The following is a 23,715-nucleotide window of genomic DNA, read 5'->3' as shown; positions in this document are numbered from 1 at the left end:
TAAACGGAAGGTCAACATTCCTATTTTGTTCCAATTGTCCCCACCGTTGCGGGAAGGGCTTTCGACATGCAAAATGCCGACAATTCGACGCGTTGCCCGTGGTGCGGCACAGATCCGCTGTACGTCGCCTACCACGACCACGAATGGGGCCGCCCCGAACGTGACCCCCGCCGTCTGTTCGAACTGCTGATTCTGGAAAGCTTCCAGGCCGGGCTTTCCTGGATCACCATCTTGCGCAAGCGCGACCACTTCCGCGCCGCATTCCAGGGCTTCGACCCCGCGCTGATCGCCACCTGGGGAGAAAGCGACATCCTCCGCCTGCTGCAAGACCCCGGCATCATCCGCCACCGCGGCAAGATCGAGGGCACGATTCGTGGCGCGCAAGCCTTCCTTCGGATCGAAGCGCGCCAGGGGTTCTCGCCCTTTTTGTGGTCCTTCGCACCGCCGTCCGGCCCCCGGCCCGCCACTCTGGCCCAGGTCCCCGGCCAGACCGCGCAGTCGCAAGCCATGTCAAAGGCGCTGAAGGCCGAGGACTTCAACTTTGTCGGTCCGACCATCACCTACGCCTTCATGCAGGCGTCGGGCATGGTCAACGACCACATCGCCACTTGCGACTGGGGCTGACCCCTTGGCCTTTTCCGCCCCAGCGGCCATATAAGGGCAAACATCCATCCGGAGGTCCAAATGCTGGGTCTGGGCGAAAAACCACTTGCCGACGCGAACCTGATCAAGGACGCGACCGAAGCCACCTTCCTGGCCGACGTGATCGAGGCCAGCCGCGAGGTGCCGATCATCGTCGACTTCTGGGCCACCTGGTGCGGTCCCTGCAAGACGCTTGGCCCCATGCTGGAAACGGCGGTCAAGGCGGCGGGTGGCAAGGTGAAGATGGTCAAGGTCGACGTCGACCAGAACCAGCGCATCGCCGCCCAGCTGCGCATCCAGTCCATCCCCACCGTCTACGCCTTCTGGCAGGGCCAGCCCGTCGACGGCTTCCAGGGCGCCGTGCCCGCCTCGGAACTGAAGGCCTTTGTCGACCGTGTCTCGGCCCTGGCCGGGGACGGCGGCCTGGCCGAAGCCATCCAGGCGGCCGAGGACATGCTGACCGAAGGTGCGGCCGTCGATGCCGCCGAGACCTTCGCCGCGATCCTGGAGGAAGAGCCGGAAAACGCCGCTGCCTATGGTGGCCTTGTCCGCGCGCACCTGGCGCTGGGCAACCTCGACCAGGCCGAAGCCTTCATCACCGCCGCCCCTGCCGCCATCGCCAAGTCCAAGGAACTGGACGCTGTCCGGGCCCAGCTGGAACTGGCGAGACAAGCCGCCAACGCGGGCCCGGAGGCCGAGCTTCGCGCCGCCGTTGACGCCAACCCCGACGATCACCAGGCCCGCTACGACCTTGCCGCAGCCCTCCTGGCCGCCGGGAACCCGCAGGACGCCGTCGACCAGCTTCTCGAACTTTTCCGCCGTGACCGCGAATGGAACGACGGTGCCGCCAAGACCCAGCTCTTCACCATCTTCGAGGCGCTGAAGCCGCAGGACCCCATCGTCCTGGCCGGTCGCCGCAAGCTCTCGTCGATGATATTTGCCTGACCCGGGGGGCGGGCTAGGTACATGACCATGATCAGCGCAGCCGACCTTCCGGACACCATTCCGGTCTTCCCACTGCCCGGGGCGCTCATGCTCCCCCGGGCGCGCCTTCCCCTGCACATCTTCGAACCGCGCTACCTGGCGATGATCGAGGATTGCATGAAGACCAAGCACCGCCTGATCGGCATGATCCAGCCCCGCGAGACGCCCCAAAGCGAAAAACGGGCCGGAGAAAAGCGACTGCAAGCCATCGGCTGCGCGGGTCGCCTGACCGGATTCTCCGAGACGGAGGATGGCCGCTACATGGTCACCCTCTCCGGTGCCTCGCGCTTCCGCGTCAAGGAAGAGGTTCAGGGCTTCACCCCCTACCGCCGCTGCGTGGTCGACTGGGCCCCCTTCGCCCGCGACCTTGGCCCCACCGAAGACGACCCCGGCTTCCGGCGCGAAGAGTTCATGGCGCTTCTTGGCCGCTACTTCACCAAGCTTGACCTCTCGACCGACTGGAACAGCCTGCGCGAGGCCGAGGTGGAGCTTCTGATCAACTCGCTGTCCATGCTGTGCCCCTTCACGCCCGAGGACAAGCAGGCCCTTCTTGAGGCCCCCACCCTTGTCACCCGCCGCGAAACGATGGTGACCCTGATCGAATTCGCCCTGCGCGGCAGTGGCGAGGAAGAGACCTTGCAATGAGCGAACCCGCCGACCGCCGCATGCTCGAGGCGCTGGTGTGCCCCGTGACCAACGCTGTCCTGACCTATGATGCCGAACGGCAAGAGCTGATCTCCAAGGCTGCCCACCTGGCCTTCCCGATCCGCGACGGCATCCCGATCATGCTGGTCAGCGAAGCGCGGCAGGTGGAGTGATCCTGCCGCACGCGTAGGTCGGGGTTCACCCCGACACCCCGTAGGGTGCGCTACAGCGCGCCACTCCCTACCGCCTGCCACGCCAGCCACCCCAGCGTAGGGTGGGCGATCGGCCCACCGCCCGCTCAAACAACTCCGGCAGTGCGCCGGGCCTCATAGGCCGCCTGCAACTCACCCAGAATTGACCGAGCCGGGCAGGGGACACCCAGGTGACGGCCGCGCAGTTCGTCCATCAACAGCGCCCAAAGCTCCGGCCCGCCCTGTTCCAGCATTTCGGCCCGCACCGACAACTCCGGCGTCGCCGGACGATGCGCCCGGCCCCAGGCCGCAAGATGCACCAGAACCGGCACCAGCTGGATTGCCGCCTCGGTCAGGCTGTAGATCAGCCGCTGCTTGTGCGCGGGATCGCTGGTGGCCGTAAGCAGTCCTGTGTCCACCAGCCGCTTCAGCCGGTCCGCCAGGATGTTCGAGGCGATCCCTTCGTCCGACTTCGCCAGCAGCTCGCGATAGTGCCGCTGGTCACCGAACATGATGTCCCGCAGGACGATCAGGCTCCAGGGATCACCAATCGCCTCAACCGCCAGGTTGATCGGGCAGCCTGAACGTCCCAGTTTCATCACCAAACCCCACTTACCGATTGCAACATGCAACCAGTTTTGCTATCCATAACTGATTGCAAAGTGCATACAGAAGGACGCGCGCCATGACCAGAGTCGTCGTCTCCGCCTTTTCCGTCTCGCTCGACGGGTTCGCCGCCGGGCCGGCACAAGGCCCCGACCACCCGCTCGGTCTTGGCGGGCTGGACCTGCACCAATGGTTCTTCAGTCAGAAAAACTTCCCGCCGATGCGCGGGGCCACGGATGCGGCACATCAGGTGGACGCCGAACACGCGGCCAAGGCGCTAGACGGCAGCGGCGCGTTCATCATGGGTCGCCACATGTTCGGCCCCCAGCGTGGCCCCTGGACGGATGACGGCTGGAAAGGCTGGTGGGGGCCGAACCCACCCTGGCACGCCCCGACCTTCATCCTGACACACCACCCTCGCGACCCGATCCGGTTGGAGGGCGGCACCACCTTCCACTTCGTGACGGGTGGCATACACGACGCCCTCGATCAGGCCCGCAATGCCGCCGGTCGTCGCAATGTGCAGATTGCGGGCGGCGTCGCCACCATCCGGCAATATCTGCTGGCGGACCTGATCGACGATCTGCAACTGTCGTTCTCGCCAATCCTTCTTGGCCAGGGCGAACCCCTGTTGCCCGGCATCGACCTCAAGGCCCGCGGCTTCACCCTCACGGACCGCGCCATCGGGGCCCATGCCCTGCATGTCACCCTGCGCCGCAGGCCCCCGCAGGAAAGCGTCGCCGCATGACCGCCGACACTCTTGCCCGACTCGCGCTCGGCCTGCCCGGAACGGTCGAAGTCCAGCATTTCGACCGCCGCGCTTTCAAGGCAAGGACGATCTTTGCCAGCCTGGCCCCCGACGGCCAGACCGCAAACCTCAGGCTGGACCGCGACGGGCAGGACCACTGGTGCAGCCTTCTGCCTGACGCGCTGTCTCCGGTCCCGAACAAATGGGGCGCGCAGGGCTGGACGGTCCTCCGCCTGGATAACCTGTCAGAGGCGGACCTCGCCATCCTGCTGCACCTGGCCTGGTCCCTCAGCAGTCCGCCCCGCAAGATCGGCAGCTGACCGGCGCAAGGCGAAGCGTCGGCCCCCGTAGGTCGGGCTTCAGACCGGCTTCCAACCCGCAGGTCTGGCCCGTCCCCGGCATCCCGGCGGAAGCCCGCCTCAGAACAGCCCGTCGCCGCCCTTGTCCTGCTCCACGACCTCGTCCGCGACCACCGCCCCGGCTCCGCCAATGATCAATGGCGCACAGCCCGAGACAATAAGCCCCATCATCAGCACCACCAGCGCCACACCCGTTTTCCGCATCATCCCGCCTCCTGCCAAGTTATTGCCAAATCCTTAACGCCCGCGATCAACCCATTGATACTATTGCGGCAACCGGTTTTGTCCACCGTGGACAGGGTCAGAACTCCACCCCCGGCTGCGCCTTGATCCCGGACCGGAACGGGTGCTTGACCAGCGTCATCTCGGTCACCAGATCCGCCGCCTCGATCAGCTCGTCCTTCGCATTCCGCCCCGTCAGCACCACATGAGTCAAGGGCGGCTTCTCGGACTTCAGAAACTCCAGCACCTCGCCGATATCCAGGTAGTCGTAGCGCAGCGCGATGTTGATCTCATCCAACAACACCATTCTGATCTCCGGGTTCCGGATCAATTCCTTCGCCTTCTCCCACCCCGCCTGCGCAGCGGCAATATCCCGCGCCTTGTCCTGCGTCTCCCAGGTGAAGCCCTCGCCCATCGCATGGAACTGGCAGAGGTCGCTGAAGTGGGTGGTAATCAACCGTCGCTCGCCGGTGTCCCAGGCCCCCTTGATGAACTGCACCACCGCTGACGGCATCCCATGCGCCACGCAGCGCAGGATCATCCCGAAGCCGGATGAAGACTTCCCCTTCCCCGCCCCGGTGTGGACGATGATCAACCCCTTCTCGCCCTCCTTGCCCGCCATGATCTTGTCCCGCGCGGCCTTCTTCTTCGCCATCTTCTGGGCGTGCCGGGCAAGGTCATCGACAGCAGGTGTCGCATCGGTGTCGGTCATGGTCGGTCGTGTCCTTGACAAGGGGGGGGTGCTTGCCTCAGGTGGGCTGGCGCTGGTTCCTGTTTATGACAGGCGAAGAGGGAATGCGACAGGTCGGAAACGACCCTAAGCAGCCGCCCCCGCGACCGTGACCGGAGAGGTCTCCAATGCCACTGGCGCGTGCCGGGAAGGCGGGGGGCCGTGGGGATCTGACGCAAGTCGGGCCCCGTATCCGCAAGCCGGGAGACCTGCCAGCGCAAGGACGTAACCGGCGGACGGGGTGTTCCGCGACCGGGTGAGGGCGGGGAACCGTCCTCTCTGGCCCATGCCCCCAAAGCCACAAGGACGGGCGCGATGGGCACCACGCTATATGTCTGCACGACCTGCAAGGCCGGTGAACCGGTCCCCGAGGGCGATCCGCGGCCGGGTGCCCAACTGCACGCCGCCCTGACCGCCGAACCTGCGCCGGACGGGGTGCGGATCATCGGCGTCGAGTGCCTGTCCGCCTGCAACACCGGCTGCGCCATTTCGCTGTCAAAGCCCGGCGCCTGGTCCTACGTCTACGGCCGCCTCACGCTGGACGACGTCCCCGCGATCCTTGAAGGCGCCGCGAAATACGCCGCCACGCAGGACGGCATCGTCCCCTGGCGCGACCGCCCCACCGTCTTTCGCAAGCAATCCATCGCCCGCATCCCCCCGCATCCCCTGCCAGAGGCCGCCGAATGACCGATCTGACCAAAATCCCCGTGACCGTGATCACCGGCTTCCTTGGCGCGGGGAAAACCACCCTGATCCGCCACCTGATGCAGAACCCGCAAGGCAAGCGCCTCGCTATCCTCGTCAACGAGTTCGGCACCGTGGGCGTCGATGGCGACATCCTGAAGTCCTGCGCCGATGACAATTGCCCGGTCGAGAACATCGTCGAACTCGCCAACGGCTGCATATGCTGCACCGTCGCCGACGACTTCATCCCGACCATCGAAGCGCTGATGGCCATGCCCGTCCGCCCCGACCACATCCTGATCGAAACCTCCGGCCTCGCCCTGCCGAAACCGCTCCTGAAAGCCTTCGACTGGCCCGCGATCCGCTCCCGCATCACCGTCGACGGCGTCATCGCCCTGGCCGACGCCGAGGCCGTCGCCGCTGGCCGCTTCGCGCCCGATGTCGCCGCCGTCGACGCCCAACGCGCCGCCGATCCTTCCCTGGACCATGAGACCCCGCTCTCCGAAGTCTTCGAAGACCAGATCCTCTGCGCCGACCTGATCCTTCTGTCGAAGGCCGACCTCGCCGGAGAAGCCGGCCTTGCAACCGCCCGCGACATCATCACCGCCGAGATGACCCGCACTGTCCCGATGCTGTCGATGACCGAAGGCGTCATCGACCCCCGCGTGATCCTGGGCCTGAACGCCAAAGCCGAGGATGACCTGGCCGCCCGCCCCTCGCACCACGACGGGCATGACGACCACGAACACGACGACTTCGACACCATCGTCGTCGACCTGCCCGAAGTCACCGACCCCGAGGCCCTGTCCGCCGCCATCCAGCGCCTTGCAACCGAACAGAAGATCCTCCGCGTCAAAGGCCACATCGCCGTCGCGGGCAAACCGATGCGGATGCTGGTCCAGGCTGTCGGCGCGCGGGTCCGCATGCAATACGACCGCCCCTGGGGCACCCAACCGCGCCTCTCGCAGTTGGTGGTCATCGCCGAGCATGACGACATCAACGAGTCCGCCATCCGCAAGGTCCTGGGGGCCTGACCGACGTGAGCCACTCCCTTCCCACACCCGGGCACGAAGCGCCCCCCTCTCCCTTCGGGGGAGAGGGCCGGGGTGAGGGGACATCGCCTACCACGCGCGGGGCGGACTGACATGCACGTCGTCTTCCGCGAAAGCCACGGGCTGGAGGAAACGGAAACTCCGTTCGACGTCGGGCAGGACCCGGCCGACCTGGTGGTGCTCAGCTTCTCCGACAGCGACCTCGGCGCCTTTACCGCTGGCTATGAGCGTATGCGTAGGGTGGGCAATACTGCCCACCCTACCGTGCGGCTCGCCAACATCATCGCGCTGAAACACCCGGTCTCCGTCGACACCTACGTCGAACGCACCCTCTCTGCCGCCAAGGCCATCCTCGTGAGACTGATCGGCGGCGAGGCCTACTGGCCCTACGGCCTTGCCACCCTGCAGGACCTCGCCCGCCGCAAGGGCATCGCGCTGGCCATCCTCCCCGCCGACGGCCGCCCCGACCCGCGCCTGGACGAGCTTTCCACGCTCCCCGTCTCCACCCTCCGCCGCCTGCAGGCGCTCTGCGACGAAGGCGGAGCCGTCGCCGCCCATGCCGCCCTGGCGCAACTGGCGCTGGCAGCAGGCATCTACGCCGCCCCGGTCATCGGCGACAAGACCGTGCCGCAGATGGGGTTCTACGACCCCGAGCGGGGGGTCATCCCTGCACCTGATGCCGGGGATACCCGTCCCGGGCTTGACCCGGGACGGGGTCTCTCCACGACCGTCCAGCAGTCCAAAGGCCCCGTCCTCGTCACCTTCTACCGCAGCTACCTGACCTCGGGTGACACCGCCCCCGTCGACGCGCTTATCCTCGCCCTCCGCGCGGCAGGCTTCACCGCCTACGGAGCCTTCGCCCCCAGCCTGAAGGCCCCCGGCGTCGCCGACTGGCTCTCAGCCCACCTCACGGCAACCCCGGCCGTGGTCGTGATCAACGCCACCGCCTTCTCCGCCAAATCCGACACCGGCGCGACCCCCTTCGACGCGGCCCAATGCCCCGTCTTCCAGGTCGCCCTCTCCACCGCCCGCCGCCGCGACTGGCAGGCGTCCGACCGTGGCCTCTCCCCCGCCGACCTCGCCATGCACGTCGTCCTGCCCGAGGTCGACGGTCGCCTCTTCGCGGGCCTCATCAGCCACAAATCCCCCGGCAAGCGTCACCCCGAGCTCCAGTTCTCCCGCTTCGCCCACCGCGCCGACGACGCCCGCATCGCCGCTGTCGTGGACCGGATCACCCACTGGCACCACCTCGCCACCACCCCCGCGCCAGACCGGCAACTGGCGATCATCCTCTCCACCTACCCCGGCCGCGCGCACCAGATGGCCCATGCCGTCGGCCTCGACGCCCTCGCGTCCACCGACCGCCTCCTCGAAACCCTTGCGACCGAGGGCTACCGCATCACCGAAGGCCAAGCCCTGCCAGAGGCCCTGACAGAAACCCTCACCTGGCCCCTCGCCGCCTATGAGGCCGCCCTCGCAACCCTCCCCGAACCCCTCCGCCAGGACCTGACCGAGGCCTGGGGCAACCCCGCCACCGACCCCTCGTTCCACGACGGCGCGTTCCACTTCCCCGCCACTCGCCGGGGCCACACCCTCATCGCCCTGCAACCCGAACGCGGCGACGTCCAAACCCGCGACGACAGCTACCACGACCTCTCCCGCACCCCGCGCCACGCCTATGTCGCCTTCTACCTCTGGCTCCGGTCCCAAGGCCTCCACGCCCTGATCCACATGGGCGCGCACGGCACGCTGGAATGGCTCCCCGGCAAATCCGTCGCCCTCAGTGACACCTGCTGGCCCGAGGCCCTGATCGGCCCCCTGCCAGTCATCTACCCCTTCATCGTCAACGACCCCGGCGAGGCTGCCCAGGCCAAGCGCCGCATCGGCGCCGTGACCCTCGGCCACCTGCCGCCCCCCCTGGCGCAAAGCGTGGTCCCCCCCGAGCTGCAGCGCCTCGAACGCCTCCTCGACGAATACTCCACGGCCGACGGGTTAGACCCCGCCCGCCGCACCCGCCTGATCTCCAGCATCCGCGACGAGGCCGCAGCTTCGGGCGTGGCGCAAGACCTCGGCGTCTCCCCCAACGCCACCCCCGCCGAAGCGATCACGAGGATCGACCGCTTCGTCTGCGACCTTAAGGAAAGCCAGTTCGGCCAGGGCCTCCACATCTTCGGCGACGGCGAAGGCGAGACCCAAGGCCTCCTCACCGCCCTGAACGGCCACCGCGTCCCCCCCGGCCCCGCAGGCTCCCCCAACCGGGGCCGCAGCGACGTGCTGCCCACCGGGCGCAACCTCTACAGCGTCGACCCCCGCGCCGTCCCCTCGCGCAACGCCCATGCCCAGGGCGTCAAACTGGCCGAGGAACTGATCCGCCGCCACCTGCAAGACCACGGCGACTACCCACGCGGCCTTGTCGTCGACCTCTGGGGCAGCGCCACCATGCGCACCGCGGGCGAGGAATTCGCTATGGCCCTCCACCTCGCCGGCCTCGCCCCGAAATGGGACGACGGCTCCGCAAGGGTCTCCGGCTTCGAAATCCTCCCGCTCGCAATCCTCGGACGGCCCCGCATCGACGTCACCCTCCGCGTCTCCGGCCTCTTCCGCGACGTCTTCCCCACCCTCGCCCAGCTTTTCGAGGCCGGGGCCGAAGCCCTGTCCCACAGAGATGAATCCCCCGAAGACAACCCCTACACCACCCGGCAATCCCGCGTCTTCGGCCCAAAACCCGGCCTCTACGGCCTCGGCATGGGCACCGCCGCCGACACCTTCACGGACGAGGCCCGCGCAGCCGCAGGCGAAGCCTGGCTGAACGCCTCCAGCTGGGCCATCGGCGCCGACGGCCAGTCCCATGAGGCCCGCGCCGCCCTCGAACAGCGCGTCCTGAGCGCCGACAGCTTCGTCCACGCCCAGGACCTTCCCGAAACCGACGTCCTCATCGCCGCCGACTACGCCGCTCACGAAGCCGGTTTCGCCGCCGCCGTGGCCAAACTGGGCGGGGCCAAACCCACCCTCTACCACCTCGACGCCACCCGCCCCGACACCCCGCACGCAAGAACCCTGACCGAGGAAATCGCCCGCGTCACCCGCGCCCGCGCCGCCAACCCGCAGTGGGCGGAAGGCATGATGAACCACGGCTACCGGGGCGCCGCCGAGATCGCCGCAACCCTCGACCACATGGCCGCCTTCGCGCACCTCGCGCAGGTCGTGCCCCCGCACCTCTTCGACCTCTACCACGACGCCACGCTCGGCCGCGATGAGGTCCGCGACTTCCTCGCAAAGGAAAATCCCCAAGCCCTGCAAGCCATGGAAGACCTCTTCCGCCGCCTCCGCGACGCGGGCCTCTGGCAGACCCGCCGCAACTCCATCGCCGCGCGGCTGGACGGTGCCGCATGACCACGCCCTTTCATCTGTCCCCAAATATCCCCGCCGGAGGCTCTTCACCCGAGCCGTTGCGCGTTCTTCACGCGCAAAAGGCGAGACAAAAGGCTTGCGCGTCAGCGCTCATTTCGAAAACCGCCCCAACCCAAGGGCGCACCGCATGACCGCCTGGGAGATCAAAGGCTGGTGCCCAGGAGCCCTGCGCCCAATGCAATCCGGCGACGGCCTCGTCACCCGCATCCGCCCCCCCTTGGGCCGCCTCACCCCACAACAAGCCCAAGCCATCGCGAAAGCCGCAAAGACCCACGGCAACGGCATCATCGACCTCTCCGCCCGCGCCAACCTGCAACTGCGCGGCGTGACCGAGACCTCCCACCCGCGCCTCATCGACGACCTTCGCGCCCAATGCCTCATCGACCCGGATATCGAAACCGAGTCCCTCCGCAACCTCATCGTCACGCCCTTCCGCGACGCCGAGACCTCCGCGCTCGCAGCTACCCTAACCGCTGCGCTGGCAAAAATGCCCAAACTCCCCGGCAAATTCGGCTTCGCCCTCGACACCGGCCCCTGCCTGGTCCTGACCCAGGCCTCCGCCGACATCCGCGTCGAACGCACCGCCGATGGCCGCCTGATCCTGCGCCCCGAAGGCCACCCCCTTGGCCAGCCCGTCACCGACCTCGCCCAGGACGTCAGCGCGCTCGCCGAATGGTTTGTCGCCCACGGCGGCATCTCCAATGGCCGGGGCCGCATGGCCGCCCTGATCGCCAAGGGCCACATCCCGCCCAACTGCACCCTCGCCCCCGCCCAACCTCTCCCAACCCCGCTACCCGGTCTCCACCCCGCCGGGGCGCTCATCGCTCTCGCCTTCGGCCAGATGCGCGCCGAGACGCTCCACGCCCTCGCCGCCCTGAACCACGAAATCCGCCCGACCCCCTGGAGGATGCTCCTCCTTGTCGGCGCAACCACGCTGCCGACTATCCCCGGCCTCATCACCGACCCCGCCGACGCAATCCTCCGCATCACCGCCTGCACCGGCGCGCCCGCCTGCCCGCAGGCACTTGGCGACACGCGACAGCTTGCGAGACACCTTGCCCCGCATCTCGCGGCCACTCAAACCCTCCACCTCTCCGGCTGCCCCAAGGGCTGCGCCCATCCATCCGCCGCCGCGACCACCCTCACCGCCACCGGCGCAGGCTACGACCTGATCCGGAACGGCACCGCCTCTGACACCCCCAGCCTGCGCGGCCTCACCCCGCAAGCGATCCTCGACCACCTGAAGGCCCCGAATGCCCCACATCTATGAAACCGACGGCGCCGCGATCTACCTCGCGTCCTTCGCCATGATCCGGGCCGAGGCAGACCTCGCCCGCTTCACGCCCGAGGAAGAGATCGTCGCCGTCCGCATGATCCACGCCGCCGGAATGGTTGACCTCGCCACCCACATCCACTTCTCCCCCGGCATGGCCATTGCCGCCCGTGCAGCACTTGAGGCCGGAGCGCCCATTCTCTGCGACGTCCGCATGGTCAGCGAAGGGATCACCAAGAAGCGCCTGCCCGCGAACAACGACATCATCTGCACGCTTCAGCACCCGGACGTGCCCGCCCTCGCCGCCCGGATGCAGAACACCCGCTCTGCCGCTGCCGTGGAACTTTGGCGACCCCACCTCGCCGGGGCCGTGGTCGCCATCGGCAACGCGCCCACCGCGCTGTTCCACCTGCTGAACATGCTGGAAGACCCCGCCTGCCCCCGCCCCGCCGCCATCATCGGCTGCCCCGTCGGCTTCGTCGGCGCGGCGGAATCCAAGGACGCGCTGATGGAGGCACCCCCCGTGCCATCGGTCATCGTCAAGGGCCGCCTCGGCGGATCGGCAATCACGGTGGCCGCGGTCAACGCCCTCGCCTCGCGGAAGGAATGACCATGGGCCGCGTCATCTGTGCGGGCCTCGGCCCCGGCGACCCGGAGTTGATGAGCCTCAAGGCCGCCCGCACCATCGGACAGGCGAAACACATCGCCTATTTCCGCAAGGAAGGCCGCGCGGGGCAGGCGCGACGGATCGTGGAAGGCATGCTGAACCCGCAGGCAATCGAATACCCGATGGAATACCCGGTCACCACCGAGCTTCCGTTCGACAGCCCGGGCTACATCGACGCGCTGGCGCATTTCTACGATGACTGGGCCAACCGTCTGGCGACCCTTGCTGCCACGGAAGATGTCGTCGTCCTCTGCGAAGGCGACCCGTTCTTCTACGGCAGCTTCATGCACCTCCATTCCCGTCTGCAGGGCCGGGTCCCGGTCGAGGTGATCCCCGGCATCACTGGGATGACCGGCTGCTGGAACGCAACGGACACCCCGATCACCTGGGGCGATGACGTGCTCACCGTCCTCATGGGCACCCTGCCCGAGGATGACCTTGTCCGCCACATGGAACAGGCCGACGCCCTGGTGGTGATGAAGACCGGCCGCAACCTGCCCCGCGTCCGACGCGCGCTAGAGCGGACGGGGCGCCTCCACGCCGCATGGATCGTGGAACGCGGCACGATGCCGGGGCAGAAGGTCGCCCGGCTGGCCGATGTCGATCCCAACGACTGCCCCTACTTCGCCATCGTCCTCGTCCACGGCCACGGTCGCCGCCCGGAGCTTCCCGAATGACGGGTTGGCTTGCCATCGCAGGCCTCGGGCCGGGGGATGATCGCCTGGTCACTCCCGAAGTCACCGAAGCACTTTCCCAAGCGACCGACGTGGTCGGCTACATCCCCTATGTCGCCCGCGTCGCCCCGCGGCCGGGCCTGACGCTGCACCCCTCCGACAACCGGGTCGAGTTGGACCGCGCCCGCGCCGCGCTGGAGATGGCTGCCGCCGGGCACAAGGTCGTCGTCGTCTCCTCCGGCGACCCCGGTGTCTTTGCGATGGCCTCGGCCGTCTTCGAGGCGCTGGAAGGTCGCGCGGACTGGCAGGCCCTGGACATCCGCGTCCTGCCCGGCATCACCGCGATGCTTGCCGCCGCCGCCGCTGCGGGTGCGCCTTTGGGTCACGACTTCGCTTGCATCAACCTCAGCGACAATCTGAAGCCCTGGGAGGTGATCGAGACCCGCCTCCGCCACGCCGCCCGCGCCGATTTCGCGATGGCCTTCTACAACCCCCGTTCGGCCAGCCGCCCCGAGGGCTTCGTGAAAGCCCTGCAAACCCTGCGCGAAGAATGCGGACCGGATCGCCTGATCACCTTCGCCCGCGCCGTCAGTACCCCCGAGCAACGCCTGACCACCGTCACGCTGGGCGAGGCCACGCCCGAGATGGCCGACATGCGGACCGTGGTCATCGTCGGCAACTCTGCCACCCGCAGGGTTGGACGCTTCGTCTATTCCCCCAGGAGCGCGGGATGACCCTCGTCGTTCACTTCGTGTCCTCCTCGGAGGTCGGCAGCGAGGAGTGCACAAAGTGCTCGACGAGCGTTGCCCTAGGCGCCGAGCCAGGCCATGACCCCGGCGACGCTGTGGACGACCGCGCGGGGCGGAAGGACGGGGCGGTCGATCATCACCACCGGCAGACCAAGCGCCCGGGCAGCGGCGATCTTGGCCACGGCGCCCTTGCCACCGGCGTTCTTGGCGACAACGACCTCGGTCCCATGCTCTTGCATCAGGGCGGTATCGCCCGCCACATCGAACGGACCGCGCGCCACGACGACCTCGGCCGGGAAGGGCAGGGGGCCGGTCGGTTGGTCCACCAGCCGGAGGAGGTAGCTGTGCTGCGGTTGCGCCGCAAAGGCGTCGATGTGCTGGCGGCCGATGGCGAGGAACACGCGCTGCGGCGGCCCCGCAAGGGCTGCGACGGCCGCCGGAAGGTCCGGCACATGGGTCCAGCGGTCGCCCTCACCGGCCACCCAGAGCGCGCGTTCCAGTGCGATGAGAGGCACGCCTTCGGCCTTGCAGGCAGCGACGGCGTTCGTGCTCATCTGCGCTGCGAAGGGGTGGGTCGCGTCGATCACATGAGTGACCCCTTCGGCCTTCAGGTAGGCCTGCAGCCCCTCGACCCCGCCGAAGCCGCCAACCCGCATGTGGATCGGCTGGCCCATCGGCGCCTCGGTGCGTCCGGCATAGGAATAGACCGCCGCAAGACCGGCCTTGGCAAGCGCCTGCGCCACGAGGTTCGCCTCGGTTGTGCCGCCCAGAAGAAGTATCCGTGTCATGCGTGATCCCAAATCCGATGCATGGCTGACGATCATCGGCCTGGGCGAAGATGGACCGGAGGGCCTGTCGCCCGCAAGCCACGCCGCGCTGGCCGCCGCCGAGGTGATCTTCGGCGGCCCCCGGCATCTGGACCTGATCGCAGCAGGGGGCAAGGGCCGTCCCTGGCCCGTGCCCTTCGACCCGACGCCCGTGCTTGCGCATCGCGGCAAGCCGACCGTGGTTCTCGCCTCGGGCGATCCGTTCTGGTTCGGCGCGGGCGGCAGCCTGATGACGCATCTTTCCCCGGGAGAATGGCTGTCCCACCCCGCGCCCTCGACCTTCCAGCTGTCCGCGAACCGTATGGGCTGGAAGCTGGAGGAGACGCTGTGCCTTGGCCTTCATGCCGCGCCCTTCGCCCGCCTGCGCCCGCTCCTGGGCCGGGGCGTTCGAGTGATCTGCACCCTGCGCGACGGTGCGGCGGCTGCTGAGCTGGCCCGCTGGCTGGCAGAGAACGGCCATCCCAATGCCTGGCTGACCGTGCTGGAACGTCTGGGAGGACCGCAGGAGCGGATTTCGCGTGCCCTTCCGACCAAGCCTGTCGGGGCCGACCCCATCGGGGCCCCGGTCTCGGCGGCCATCGAGGCCACCGATCCCGGGCTGCCGCGGGCCAGTGGCCTGCCGGACGAGCTGTTCCAGCACGACGGCCAGATCACCAAACGCCCGGTCCGTGCGCTGACCCTGTCCGCCCTTGCCCCGCGCCCCGGCGAGGTGCTTTGGGACATCGGCGCAGGCTCTGGCTCGGTCGGTATCGAATGGCTGCTGGCCGGGGGGGCACGGGTCGAGGCGCTGGAGGCCGATCCCACCCGCGCCGCTCGTGCCCGCGGGAATGTCGAGGGCTTCGGCCTGTCGCATCGCCACCGGTTGACCGAGGCGCGTGCGCCCGAAGGGCTGGGCGGGTTGGCTGCGCCCGACGCGGTCTTCATCGGCGGCGGTGCTTCTGCGGCGGTGTTGACTGCAGTCTGGGACTTGATCCCGTCCGGCGCGCGGCTGGTGATGAATGCCGTCACGCTGGAGACCGAGGCGCTTGTCCTGGACTGGTCCGCGCGACTTGGCGGATCGCTTTTGAAGATCGAACTTTCCGAGCCCGCCGCCATCGGCCGCAAGCGCGGCTGGAAATCGGCGCTGCCGATCCTGCAGTGGAGCGTGACGCGATGATCGTCGCGGGTTTCGGCTTCCGGTCCGGCGCGACGCTTGCCGCCCTGCAGGACGCCTTGCACAAGGCCGGGGGCGCCGAGGGTGTTACGCATCTGGCGACGCTTGCGACGAAGGCCCAGGGGCTGGAGGCATTGGGACGGTCGCTGGACCTGCCGGTCGTCGCGATAGGGGCGGAGCTTCTGCGGGGTGTTCCGACTCCGACCCGGTCCGACCGGGTGGCGGCGCTGTTCGGCACCGGCTCGATCGCCGAAGCCGCCGCGCTTGCGGCGGCAGGGCCGGGGGCGCGGCTGCGGGGGCCGCGGGCCGTATCGGCGGACGGGACAGCGACAGCGGCCATTGCGGAGGGCCTGGGGTGACGGACGGCTATCAGATTGAGCGCCTTGCGGCGCAAGCCTTTTGTCTCGCCTCTGCGCGCGAAGGGCGCGCAACCGGCTCGGGCGTGCTCCGCAGGGGATATTTGGGCAAATGTGAAAGGGCAGGGGTTCGTCCCTGCAAAGGTGCGGCATGACCGTCCATTTCATCGGTGCGGGGCCGGGTGCGCCGGATCTTCTGACGCTGCGGGGGCGGGACCTGATCGCGGTCTCCCCCGTCTGTCTTTACGCGGGGTCGCTGGTGCCCGAGGGGGTGCTGTCGCATTGCCCGCCGGGTGTGCGGCTGGTGAACACCGCGCCCCTGTCGCTGGAGGAGATCATGGTCGAGATCGTCGCGGCGCATGAGGCGGGACAGGACGTCGCGCGGCTGCATTCCGGGGACCTGTCGGTCTGGTCGGCGATGGGTGAGCAGCTGCGGCGGCTGCGGGAGCTTGGCATCCCCTATGACGTGACGCCGGGGGTTCCGTCCTTTGCGGCGGCGGCGGCGGCCCTGGGGGTGGAGCTGACGCTGCCGGGCCTGGCGCAGTCGGTGGTCCTGACCCGGACCGAGGGACGGGCGACGCAGATGCCGGCGCGGGAAACTCTGCCCGCCTTTGCCGCCACAGGGGCGACGCTGGCGCTGCATCTGTCGATCCACCTGATCGACAAGCTGACCGCTGACCTGATCCCGCATTATGGCGCGGAGTGCCCGGTGGCGGTGGTCTGGCGCGCCTCGTGGCCAGATCAGCGGATCATCCGGGCAACGCTTGCGACGCTGAAGGCCTCGGTCCCCGAAGAGGTGGAGCGTACCGCCCTGATCCTGGTTGGCCCGGCACTGGCGCAGGAGGGGTTCGAGGAAAGCCGTCTTTACGCCGGGGACTATGATCGCCGCTACCGGCCGGTCGGCACTCATCCACGCTTTCCGGGGACCGGCGGATGAGTCTAAGTCCTCAGACTCCCGGGCTTCTTATCGCGGCACCCGCAAGTGGTACCGGCAAGACCACGGTCATGCTGGGGCTTCTGGCTGCCCTGCGGGAACGGGGTCTGCAGGTGCAGCCGTTCAAGAACGGGCCGGATTACATCGATCCGGCGTTCCATCGGGCGGCCTCGGGGCGCTGGTCGTTCAACCTGGATACCTGGGCGATGCCGGAGGCCATGCTGGACGGGATGCTTGCGGTGGCCGAAGGCGCGGACCTGGTGCTGGCCGAAGGCTCGATGGGCCTTTTCGACGGCGTGGCTGCCCCGGGGGCGACGGGCAACGGGGCCAGCGCCGACCTTGCCGCGCGGATGGGCTGGCCGGTGGTTCTGGTGATCGACGCCAGCGGTCAGGCGCAGACGGCGGCGGCGGTGGCGCTGGGCCTGGCGCGGTTCCGGCCTGAAGTGACGGTGGCAGGCGTGATCCTGAACCGCATCGCCTCGCCCCGGCACGAGGCGCTGGTGCGCACGGGAATGGCCGAGGCGGGGATCACCGTGCTGGGCGTCCTGCCCAAGCGCGCGGGCATTGCCATGCCCGAGCGGCACCTGGGCCTGGTGCAGGCCGAAGAGCAGCCCGCGCTGCAGGCCCTGATTGCCGAGGCCGCGGCGCTGATGCGCGAGGGGGTGGACCTGGATGCGCTTCTGGCCGCCGCCACGACAGGCGCCAAGTCGGCACCCGAGCAGAAGATCATCCCCCCCGGCCAGCGCATTGCCCTGGCGCGGGACGCGGCGTTCAGCTTCGTTTACCCGCATCTTCTGCACGGCTGGCGCGCGGCCGGGGCCGAAGTGCTGCCCTTTTCCCCACTTGGGGATGAAGCCCCCGACCCCTTGGCCGATGTCTGCTGGCTGCCGGGCGGCTACCCCGAACTGCACGGCGCGACGCTGGCTCAGGCCGACCGTTTCCGCAATGGACTGCGCGCCTTTGCCGAGACGAAACCCGTCCACGGCGAATGTGGGGGCTACATGGCGATGGGCGAGGCGATCGTCGACAAGGACGGCAACCGACACCGGATGGCGGGGCTGCTGGGCCTGGTCACCAGTTTCGAGAAGCGGAAGATGCACCTTGGCTACCGCTGCGCGACGCTGGCGCAGACCATCCCCGGTCATGCCGCAGGCAGTCTCTTGCGGGGGCACGAGTTCCATTACTCCACCATCCTCTCCCAGCCCGACGCACAGCTGGCGAACGTCACTGATGCCACCGGAGCCCCGGTCGAGGAAACCGGCAGCACTCGACTCCAGCCGGGCGGCGGGCTATCGACCGGCACCTTCTTCCACCTGATAGCGCCAGCCCCATGATCCGACCTGTCCCGCCCGCACCCGGAGTTTTCGAAAGCTCCGGTTCGGAGCCTTCAAAGGCTCCGGTCCGAATTCTTCGAAGAATTCGGGGTCAGGGATGACCGGCTTTGTCACATTCGTTTCGGCCGGACCCGGCGACCCGGACCTGCTGACCGTCAAGGCGGTGAAGGCACTGCAGCGCGCCGATGCCGTCCTCTTCGACGACCTCTCCTCGGGTCCGATCCTGGCGCTGGCAAAGCCTGGCGCGGATCTGGTGGGCGTCGGCAAACGCGCCGGAAGGGCCTCGCCCAAGCAGGACCATGTCAGCCGGTTGCTGGTCGACTATGCCCTGACCGGGGTCCATGTCGTCCGCCTGAAATCCGGCGACAGCGGCATCTTCGGGCGGCTGGAGGAGGAACTGACTGCCGTCCGTGCCGCCGGCATCCCCTGCGAGATCATTCCCGGCGTCACCTCGGCCTCGGCTGCCGCTGCCGCAGCGGGCATCCCCCTGACCCGCCGCCAGCACGCGCAGCGCGTCCAGTTCATCACTGCCGCCGATACGTCCGGCAACCTGCCGCCCGGCCTGAACCTGCCCGCGCTGGCCGACCCGGGCGCCACGACCGTCATCTACATGGGCAAGCGCACCTTTCCCGCGCTGGCAAAGGCGCTGATCGCCCACGGCCTGCCGCCCGACACCCCGGCGCTGCTGGCGGAAGCCGTCAGCACACCCGAACAGGTGCTTCACCGTTCCACCGTTGCCGACCTCGCCCGGACGCTGGCCGAGGATCGCAGCCCGCTGCCGGGCCTGATCCTGGTCGGCAACCTGGCGACAAGCGCATGATCACCCTCTGGCTGATCGGGATTGGCACGGGGAACCCCGACCACGTCACTGGTCAGGCCATCCGAGCCTTGAACGGGGCCGATCTGATCCTGATCCCAAGGAAGGGCGAGGCGAAATCCGACCTTGCCGACCTGCGCGGTCAGATCCTGTCCCAGGTTCTGACCGCGCCAGTCCCCGTCGCGGACTACGACGTGCCTGTGCGCGCCGACCAGGATGACTACCTTGGCGCCGTGAACGACTGGCACGACGCCATCGCGCGGGTCTGGGCCGAGACCATTGCCGCCCGACAGCCCCAGGCGCGGAATGTGGCGCGGAATGTGGCGCTGATGGTCTGGGGCGACCCCTCGCTGTATGACAGCACCCTGCGGATTGCGGCGCGGCTGCCGGGGATCAAGGTCAAGGTGATCCCCGGCATCACCAGCCTGCAGGTCCTGACGGCGGCCCACGCCATCCCGCTGAACACTCTGGCCGCCCCCGTCACCATCACGACCGGCCGCCAGCTGCGCGACCACGGCTGGCCTGTGGGGGCGACCACTCTTGCTGTCATGCTGGACAAGGGCGGGGCCTTCACCGTGCTGCCCTCCGACACCGAAATCTGGTGGGGCGCCTATGTCGGCATGCCGGAAGAGACGCTGATCCACGGCACACTGGCCGAGGTCTCGGACGAGATCATTGCGACACGGGCGAAGCTTCGGGCCGAACACGGCTGGATCATGGACATCTACCTGCTGCGCCGGGGCGGCGATGTCTGACCTCTTGCGCCGGGCGCTTGCAGTCTACGGTCTGTCCGATGACACGCCCCTGACCCTGCTCAACCGCTCGGAGAACGAGACGTGGCGCGCGGGGGACCTGATCCTGCGCCTGCATCGGCAGGGCTATCACACCGGGCCCGAGATTGCCGCGGAACTGGCCTGGCTCACTGCCTTGCAGGACCTGCCCGGCCTGACCACCACTCGTCCGATCCCCGGTGCGCAGGGTCTGGTGACCGAGATCGAAGGTCGCCACATCGTCGCCTTCGCCCCCATCGAGGGGCAAGAGCTTCAGCCCGGCGACGATCTGGCCCGCTGGTTCGCGCCGCTGGGAGAGATCACCGCCCGGCTGCACCTTCACGCCCGCCAATGGACCCCGCCGCCCGGCTTCACCCGCAAGCGCTGGGACGTCGAGACGATCCTTGGCCCACAGCCGCACTGGGGCCACTGGCGTCTGGCACAGGGTCTGGACCGGGATGGTGAGATGCTGATGGCCCGCGCCACCGACGCGCTTTCGGCACAGTTGCAGGCCTATGGCACCGGGCCCACGGTCTTCGGGCTGATCCACGCCGACCTGCGGCTGGCCAACCTGATGGTTGCGGGCGACACCCTCACCGCCATCGACTTCGACGACTGCGGCTTTGGCTGGTGGGTCTACGACCTTGCCGCCGCCCTCAGTTTCATCGAAACTGACCCGCGCCTGCCCGAACTGATTGCGGCCTGGGTCAACGGCTACAGCCGCATCGCCCCTTTGGGACCAGACGACCGCGCGATGATTCCCGCGCTGATCTTTCTGCGCCGGGTTCTGCTGACCGCCTGGCTTGCCACCCGCGCCGACAGCGACACCGCGCTGGCGCTGGGCGGTCCGGCCTATACGCAAGGCACGCTGGATCTGGCGGACCGCTACCTCTCCGACGGGCTGGCGGCGTTCCTTCCCTGACCGCTCCTCGTTCGACTTCGTCTCCTCGTCGCAAGCGAGGAGTGACGAAGTCATCGACGAGCGGCCCAGTTCATTCCTTCAACAGCAGCGCCAGAGCCAGCACCGTCAGCGCCACGCCGACCAGCACCAGGCCGGGCTGAACGACCCCGTGCAGGACCAGCTCCCACAGGGCGACCCAGCTGGGAACCAGGTAGGTATAGGCCATCACCTTCGCCGCAGGCAGCCGCAGGGTGGCGTATTGCAGCAGCACGAAGGTCATCGCGCTGGCCGCCACCGCCACATAGACCAGCGTCACCCAGACGATCCCCGGCAGCGCTGGCCAGTCCGTCGCCAGCACCGCAGGCCAGGCGTAAAGCGCCAGCAGAGCCGTCCCCGCCACCATCATCCCGAAGGTGAAAACCACCGCCGGCTCGCCCCGGTTCAGCTTGCGCACCAGCGGAGCGTAGGCCGCATGGGCGACGCAGCCGACGAAGTAGATCACTTCGCCCCGCCCGATCTCCAGCCGCGCCAGCGCCCCAAGATCGGCGCGGAAGATCACCCACAGCGCGCCGACTCCTCCGATGGCCAGTGCCAGCGCCATCCGCCCGGTCAGGCGCTGCCGCAGGAAGACCCACCCGAACCCGGCCGCCATCACCGGCGTCAGCGTGAACACCGCCGCCGCCGACACCGGGGGCGCGGTCTTCAGCCCCTCGAACATCAGCACGAAATAGGCGCCCAGAAGCCCGCCCAGCACCAAGTAGCGCCAGGGAGACACCCAGGCACTGCGCGGCAATCCCGTCGTCAGCGCCGCCGCCGTCCCGACCAGCACGCCCGCAAGGATGAACCGGACCACCGACAGTGCCCCTGGGTCGATGTGCGGCGCGGCCAGCACGCCCAGCGAGAAGGACCCCGCGACCAGCGCCGAGAAGGCCAGCATCGCCAGATGCCCGCGCGCGGGCTGCGACAGGCCTGACAGGATCTGGCCGCCCAGCATCAGGCGCAGGATTTCCAGTCCTTCGCCGCGTCCTTCAGATGCGCCAGGAACGCCTGTACCTTGCGGGTCCGGTGCAGGTCGACATGGGTCACGATGCGCAACTGTGACTCCCACTCGGCGCGGGCGGGCAGGATTTCAATAAGATCCGGGTCCTCCGAGGCGCGGAAGCTCATCATGAAGCCGATCCCCGCGCCGTGCCGAACCGCCTGTTCCAGAGCTGTGGCTTCTGTCGCGGCATAGGCGATCTGGTCGGGTTGCACCGTTGCCCGCAGCCAGCGGTGGAAAGGCGCGCGGGTGACCTCGGCATCGGTGCAGACAAATCGATGCCCGGCAAACTCGGCCTCCGATGCCGGGCGACCGTAGCGGTCCACATAGGCGCGAGAGGCATAAAGCGCCGCCTTCATCCGCGTCAGGGGCTGGACGACATTGTCCGGCTCCTCGGGTCCGTTGCCCGCGCGGATTGCTATATGCGCCTCGCCATAGTCCAGCCGGAACACCCGCATGTCGGTCAGAAACCGCACCCGCACATCCGGGAACTTGTCCTGGAACCCCACCATCACCGGCGTCAGCAGATCCCCGATTCCCGAGATCGACGTCACCACCAGCTCGCCCGAGACGGTCTCGCCCTGGCCCTTGATCCGGCTGACCAGGTGGGCGAACTGCTCTTCTGTCGTCTGCGCCACCGCCAGAAGGTCGCGGCCCGATTCCGTCGGCGTGTAGCCCCGCGCATGGCGCTGGAACAGCTTCACGCCCAGGCGTTTCTCCAGCGCGTCGATATGGCGGATCACGGTCGCATGGTGAACCCCCAGGACCTCTGCCGCGCCCGAGACGGTGCCCAGCCGCGCCACCTGGAATGCCGTGCGGATTTCGTCCCAGTTCTCCATTCCGACCTCCTTTGGTGCATTCATGCACATGAACCCCTCTTGAGGGCCGATTTGCAAGGGCAAAGCCTATTGCGACAAGCTTGATGATCACGGCAATCGTGATCTTCGGCCGCGCCGCCGTGGCCCTGGTCATCCGGTCCCCAACCTTATCCGACGGCGGGTTCGGACCCTTCCCCTTTCAGAGGCCACCAAGGCCGAGGTCGAGATCTCGCGCTCCACCCCACCTTCAATGACGGCAGTCGCCCCACCAGCATCAAACACCGGAGCATGCTTTCGACACGGTCCGGGCCGGTTCCCCTGTCCAAGATCCAATGCTCGGACAGCAGTGTCGAAGTGAGCGCCGCCGCCATCAATCGCTGGCTTGCCTCGCCAGAAGGCCGACCTCGCGCCTCCTGTCCCGCTTGACTTGGCCCCGGGCTTTGCCCCTTTTGTCCAAAACCAGAAAGGTGCCTGCGTGTTCGAAGATCGGCCCATCTACGGCCATATCCGCTTTTCCTTCTACGGGTTCACCGACACGCGCGAACGTCCCGATGACGAAGGCGCTGCCCTTGCCCGGCTTTACGACGAAACCCGCATGGCGCGCCGGTTCTTCCTGTTCGAGAACCTGACGCTGCCCAGCCTGATCCACCAGACCGACCGTGCGTTCAAGACGGTCCTCATGTCGTCGGACGTGATGCCGGACCGGTTCAAGGACCGGCTGACCCGGCTGGCCGAGCAATTGCCCGGCGCGGTGGTCGAATTCTCGTCCCATCGACACGGCGACCAGGCTTTCCACAAGTTCGTCCTGGAAGCTGCCGGCTACAAGGGGCGGGGCAGTTCGGTGCATTTCCGGCTGGACGACGACGATGCGGTTTCGGTCAACTACATCGCGCGACTGCGGAATGTCAGCCGGGTGCTGTCGCCCTCGACCCACATCACCTTCCCGACCGGCGTCTTCCTGTTCCCCGCCCGGCCTGACGCGCCCGAGGGCGTCTCGATGGTGCAGCAGCGCTTCCTGACCGCGATCGGGCTTGCCACGGTGAACGGCGGCGGTTTCCACAAAAACCCCTACCAGATGATGCATGGCAACGTCTGGACCCGCTGGCCCGTGGTTTCCGACCCCGGCTTC

The 23,715-nt window shown here is 68.1% G+C and carries 27 protein-coding genes and 1 riboswitch; of the genes, 21 read left to right on the top strand and 6 right to left on the bottom strand.

Going from position 1 to position 23,715, the window contains the following annotated elements; genetic code table 11:
• Positions 1-66 precede the first annotated feature (66 nt).
• From U1E69_RS12700 to U1E69_RS12685, 4 genes are read left to right on the top strand one after another with little or no spacing between them, the layout of a single operon-like run.
• The gene (locus tag U1E69_RS12700; protein ID WP_322244735.1) at positions 67-624 is read left to right on the top strand and encodes a DNA-3-methyladenine glycosylase I; all 558 of its coding nucleotides are present in this window, start codon (positions 67-69) and stop codon (positions 622-624) included.
• A 60-nt stretch (positions 625-684) separates the two neighbouring features.
• Positions 685-1,587, top strand: coding sequence for a thioredoxin (trxA, locus tag U1E69_RS12695; RefSeq protein ID WP_322244734.1), 903 nt, complete (start codon positions 685-687; stop codon positions 1,585-1,587).
• A 27-nt stretch (positions 1,588-1,614) separates the two neighbouring features.
• On the top strand, positions 1,615-2,271 hold the full coding sequence (locus U1E69_RS12690; RefSeq protein WP_322244733.1) for an LON peptidase substrate-binding domain-containing protein: 657 nt from the start codon (positions 1,615-1,617) through the stop codon (positions 2,269-2,271).
• Positions 2,268-2,444 (top strand): Trm112 family protein, encoded by a 177-nt coding sequence (locus U1E69_RS12685; RefSeq protein ID WP_322244732.1) that lies wholly within the window; start codon positions 2,268-2,270, stop codon positions 2,442-2,444. Before U1E69_RS12690 ends, U1E69_RS12685 begins: the two co-directional genes overlap by 4 nt.
• Positions 2,445-2,569: 125 nt before the next feature.
• Here U1E69_RS12685 and U1E69_RS12680 read toward each other — a convergent pair whose 3' ends face one another.
• Entirely contained in the window at positions 2,570-3,061 is a 492-nt protein-coding gene (locus tag U1E69_RS12680; protein ID WP_322244731.1) for a helix-turn-helix domain-containing protein, read from the bottom strand.
• A gap of 86 nt (positions 3,062-3,147) precedes the next feature.
• On the opposite strand from U1E69_RS12680, the gene U1E69_RS12675 reads away from it, so the two are divergent.
• Positions 3,148-3,816, top strand: coding sequence for a dihydrofolate reductase family protein (locus U1E69_RS12675; protein ID WP_322244730.1), 669 nt, complete (start codon positions 3,148-3,150; stop codon positions 3,814-3,816).
• Positions 3,813-4,136, top strand: coding sequence for an MmcQ/YjbR family DNA-binding protein (locus tag U1E69_RS12670; protein WP_322244729.1), 324 nt, complete (start codon positions 3,813-3,815; stop codon positions 4,134-4,136). Before U1E69_RS12675 ends, U1E69_RS12670 begins: the two co-directional genes overlap by 4 nt.
• A gap of 99 nt (positions 4,137-4,235) precedes the next feature.
• On the opposite strand, the gene U1E69_RS12665 is transcribed toward U1E69_RS12670, so the two are convergent.
• Together U1E69_RS12665 and cobO are read right to left on the bottom strand one after the other, a co-directional pair.
• Positions 4,236-4,379, bottom strand: coding sequence for a hypothetical protein (locus U1E69_RS12665; protein ID WP_322244728.1), 144 nt, complete (start codon positions 4,377-4,379; stop codon positions 4,236-4,238).
• A gap of 97 nt (positions 4,380-4,476) precedes the next feature.
• Positions 4,477-5,109, bottom strand: a complete 633-nt coding sequence (cobO, locus tag U1E69_RS12660; RefSeq protein ID WP_322244727.1) for a cob(I)yrinic acid a,c-diamide adenosyltransferase — start codon at positions 5,107-5,109, stop codon at positions 4,477-4,479.
• 36 nt (positions 5,110-5,145) lie between these two features.
• Positions 5,146-5,359, top strand: a riboswitch (cobalamin riboswitch).
• 83 nt (positions 5,360-5,442) lie between these two features.
• On the opposite strand from cobO, the gene U1E69_RS12655 reads away from it, so the two are divergent.
• The 7 genes from U1E69_RS12655 to cobJ all read left to right on the top strand — a co-directional run bounded on the left by U1E69_RS12655 (position 5,443) and on the right by cobJ (position 13,622).
• Entirely contained in the window at positions 5,443-5,814 is a 372-nt protein-coding gene (locus tag U1E69_RS12655; RefSeq protein WP_322244726.1) for a DUF1636 domain-containing protein, read from the top strand.
• Positions 5,811-6,845 (top strand): cobalamin biosynthesis protein CobW, encoded by a 1,035-nt coding sequence (gene cobW / locus U1E69_RS12650; protein ID WP_322244725.1) that lies wholly within the window; start codon positions 5,811-5,813, stop codon positions 6,843-6,845. The genes U1E69_RS12655 and cobW overlap by 4 nt, the downstream gene beginning before the upstream one ends.
• 111 nt (positions 6,846-6,956) lie before the next feature.
• Positions 6,957-10,256: a cobaltochelatase subunit CobN gene (cobN, locus tag U1E69_RS12645; RefSeq protein ID WP_322244724.1), complete on the top strand. Its 3,300-nt coding sequence runs from the start codon at positions 6,957-6,959 to the stop codon at positions 10,254-10,256.
• Positions 10,257-10,401: 145 nt separating this feature from the next.
• Complete coding sequence (gene cobG / locus U1E69_RS12640) at positions 10,402-11,544, top strand: precorrin-3B synthase (RefSeq protein WP_322244723.1); 1,143 nt, start codon at positions 10,402-10,404, stop codon at positions 11,542-11,544.
• Positions 11,528-12,157, top strand: a complete 630-nt coding sequence (locus U1E69_RS12635; protein ID WP_322244722.1) for a precorrin-8X methylmutase — start codon at positions 11,528-11,530, stop codon at positions 12,155-12,157. The genes cobG and U1E69_RS12635 overlap by 17 nt, the downstream gene beginning before the upstream one ends.
• 2 nt (positions 12,158-12,159) lie before the next feature.
• Positions 12,160-12,891: a precorrin-2 C(20)-methyltransferase gene (locus U1E69_RS12630; RefSeq protein ID WP_322244832.1), complete on the top strand. Its 732-nt coding sequence runs from the start codon at positions 12,160-12,162 to the stop codon at positions 12,889-12,891.
• The gene (gene cobJ, locus U1E69_RS12625; RefSeq protein ID WP_322244721.1) at positions 12,888-13,622 is read left to right on the top strand and encodes a precorrin-3B C(17)-methyltransferase; all 735 of its coding nucleotides are present in this window, start codon (positions 12,888-12,890) and stop codon (positions 13,620-13,622) included. The genes U1E69_RS12630 and cobJ overlap by 4 nt, the downstream gene beginning before the upstream one ends.
• Positions 13,623-13,696: 74 nt before the next feature.
• Here the strand turns inward: cobJ and U1E69_RS12620 are convergent, their stop codons facing one another.
• Positions 13,697-14,425, bottom strand: coding sequence for a cobalt-precorrin-6A reductase (locus tag U1E69_RS12620; protein ID WP_322244720.1), 729 nt, complete (start codon positions 14,423-14,425; stop codon positions 13,697-13,699).
• Here U1E69_RS12620 and cbiE point away from each other — a divergent pair.
• The 7 genes from cbiE to U1E69_RS12585 all read left to right on the top strand — a co-directional run bounded on the left by cbiE (position 14,424) and on the right by U1E69_RS12585 (position 20,750).
• The gene (gene cbiE / locus U1E69_RS12615) at positions 14,424-15,620 is read left to right on the top strand and encodes a precorrin-6y C5,15-methyltransferase (decarboxylating) subunit CbiE (protein WP_322244719.1); all 1,197 of its coding nucleotides are present in this window, start codon (positions 14,424-14,426) and stop codon (positions 15,618-15,620) included. The two genes, U1E69_RS12620 and cbiE, sit on opposite strands and share 2 nt — an antisense overlap.
• Complete coding sequence (locus U1E69_RS12610) at positions 15,617-15,976, top strand: cobalamin biosynthesis protein (RefSeq protein ID WP_322244718.1); 360 nt, start codon at positions 15,617-15,619, stop codon at positions 15,974-15,976. Before cbiE ends, U1E69_RS12610 begins: the two co-directional genes overlap by 4 nt.
• Positions 15,977-16,124: 148 nt before the next feature.
• Positions 16,125-16,910: a precorrin-4 C(11)-methyltransferase gene (cobM, locus tag U1E69_RS12605; RefSeq protein ID WP_322244717.1), complete on the top strand. Its 786-nt coding sequence runs from the start codon at positions 16,125-16,127 to the stop codon at positions 16,908-16,910.
• On the top strand, positions 16,907-18,241 hold the full coding sequence (locus tag U1E69_RS12600) for a cobyrinate a,c-diamide synthase (RefSeq protein WP_322244716.1): 1,335 nt from the start codon (positions 16,907-16,909) through the stop codon (positions 18,239-18,241). The genes cobM and U1E69_RS12600 overlap by 4 nt, the downstream gene beginning before the upstream one ends.
• A 97-nt stretch (positions 18,242-18,338) precedes the next feature.
• Positions 18,339-19,061: a uroporphyrinogen-III C-methyltransferase gene (gene cobA / locus U1E69_RS12595; RefSeq protein ID WP_322244715.1), complete on the top strand. Its 723-nt coding sequence runs from the start codon at positions 18,339-18,341 to the stop codon at positions 19,059-19,061.
• Positions 19,058-19,813, top strand: a complete 756-nt coding sequence (gene cobF, locus U1E69_RS12590; RefSeq protein WP_322244714.1) for a precorrin-6A synthase (deacetylating) — start codon at positions 19,058-19,060, stop codon at positions 19,811-19,813. Before cobA ends, cobF begins: the two co-directional genes overlap by 4 nt.
• Positions 19,806-20,750 (top strand): phosphotransferase enzyme family protein, encoded by a 945-nt coding sequence (locus tag U1E69_RS12585; RefSeq protein ID WP_322244713.1) that lies wholly within the window; start codon positions 19,806-19,808, stop codon positions 20,748-20,750. Before cobF ends, U1E69_RS12585 begins: the two co-directional genes overlap by 8 nt.
• Before the next feature lie 70 nt (positions 20,751-20,820).
• Here U1E69_RS12585 and U1E69_RS12580 read toward each other — a convergent pair whose 3' ends face one another.
• The gene (locus U1E69_RS12580; RefSeq protein ID WP_322244712.1) at positions 20,821-21,723 is read right to left on the bottom strand and encodes a DMT family transporter; all 903 of its coding nucleotides are present in this window, start codon (positions 21,721-21,723) and stop codon (positions 20,821-20,823) included.
• Complete coding sequence (locus U1E69_RS12575) at positions 21,723-22,607, bottom strand: LysR family transcriptional regulator (protein WP_322244711.1); 885 nt, start codon at positions 22,605-22,607, stop codon at positions 21,723-21,725. Before U1E69_RS12575 ends, U1E69_RS12580 begins: the two co-directional genes overlap by 1 nt.
• A gap of 454 nt (positions 22,608-23,061) precedes the next feature.
• Between U1E69_RS12575 and U1E69_RS12570 the strand changes: the two genes are divergently transcribed.
• Positions 23,062-23,715: glycosyltransferase (locus U1E69_RS12570; protein ID WP_322244710.1), on the top strand; the 654-nt coding region annotated here is incomplete at its 3' end.

This window comes from Tabrizicola sp., from assembly GCF_034366665.1.
Taxonomy (GTDB): domain Bacteria; phylum Pseudomonadota; class Alphaproteobacteria; order Rhodobacterales; family Rhodobacteraceae; genus Tabrizicola.
Note: the sequence above shows the minus strand (reverse complement) of the source record. Positions and strands in the feature narration are given on the sequence as shown.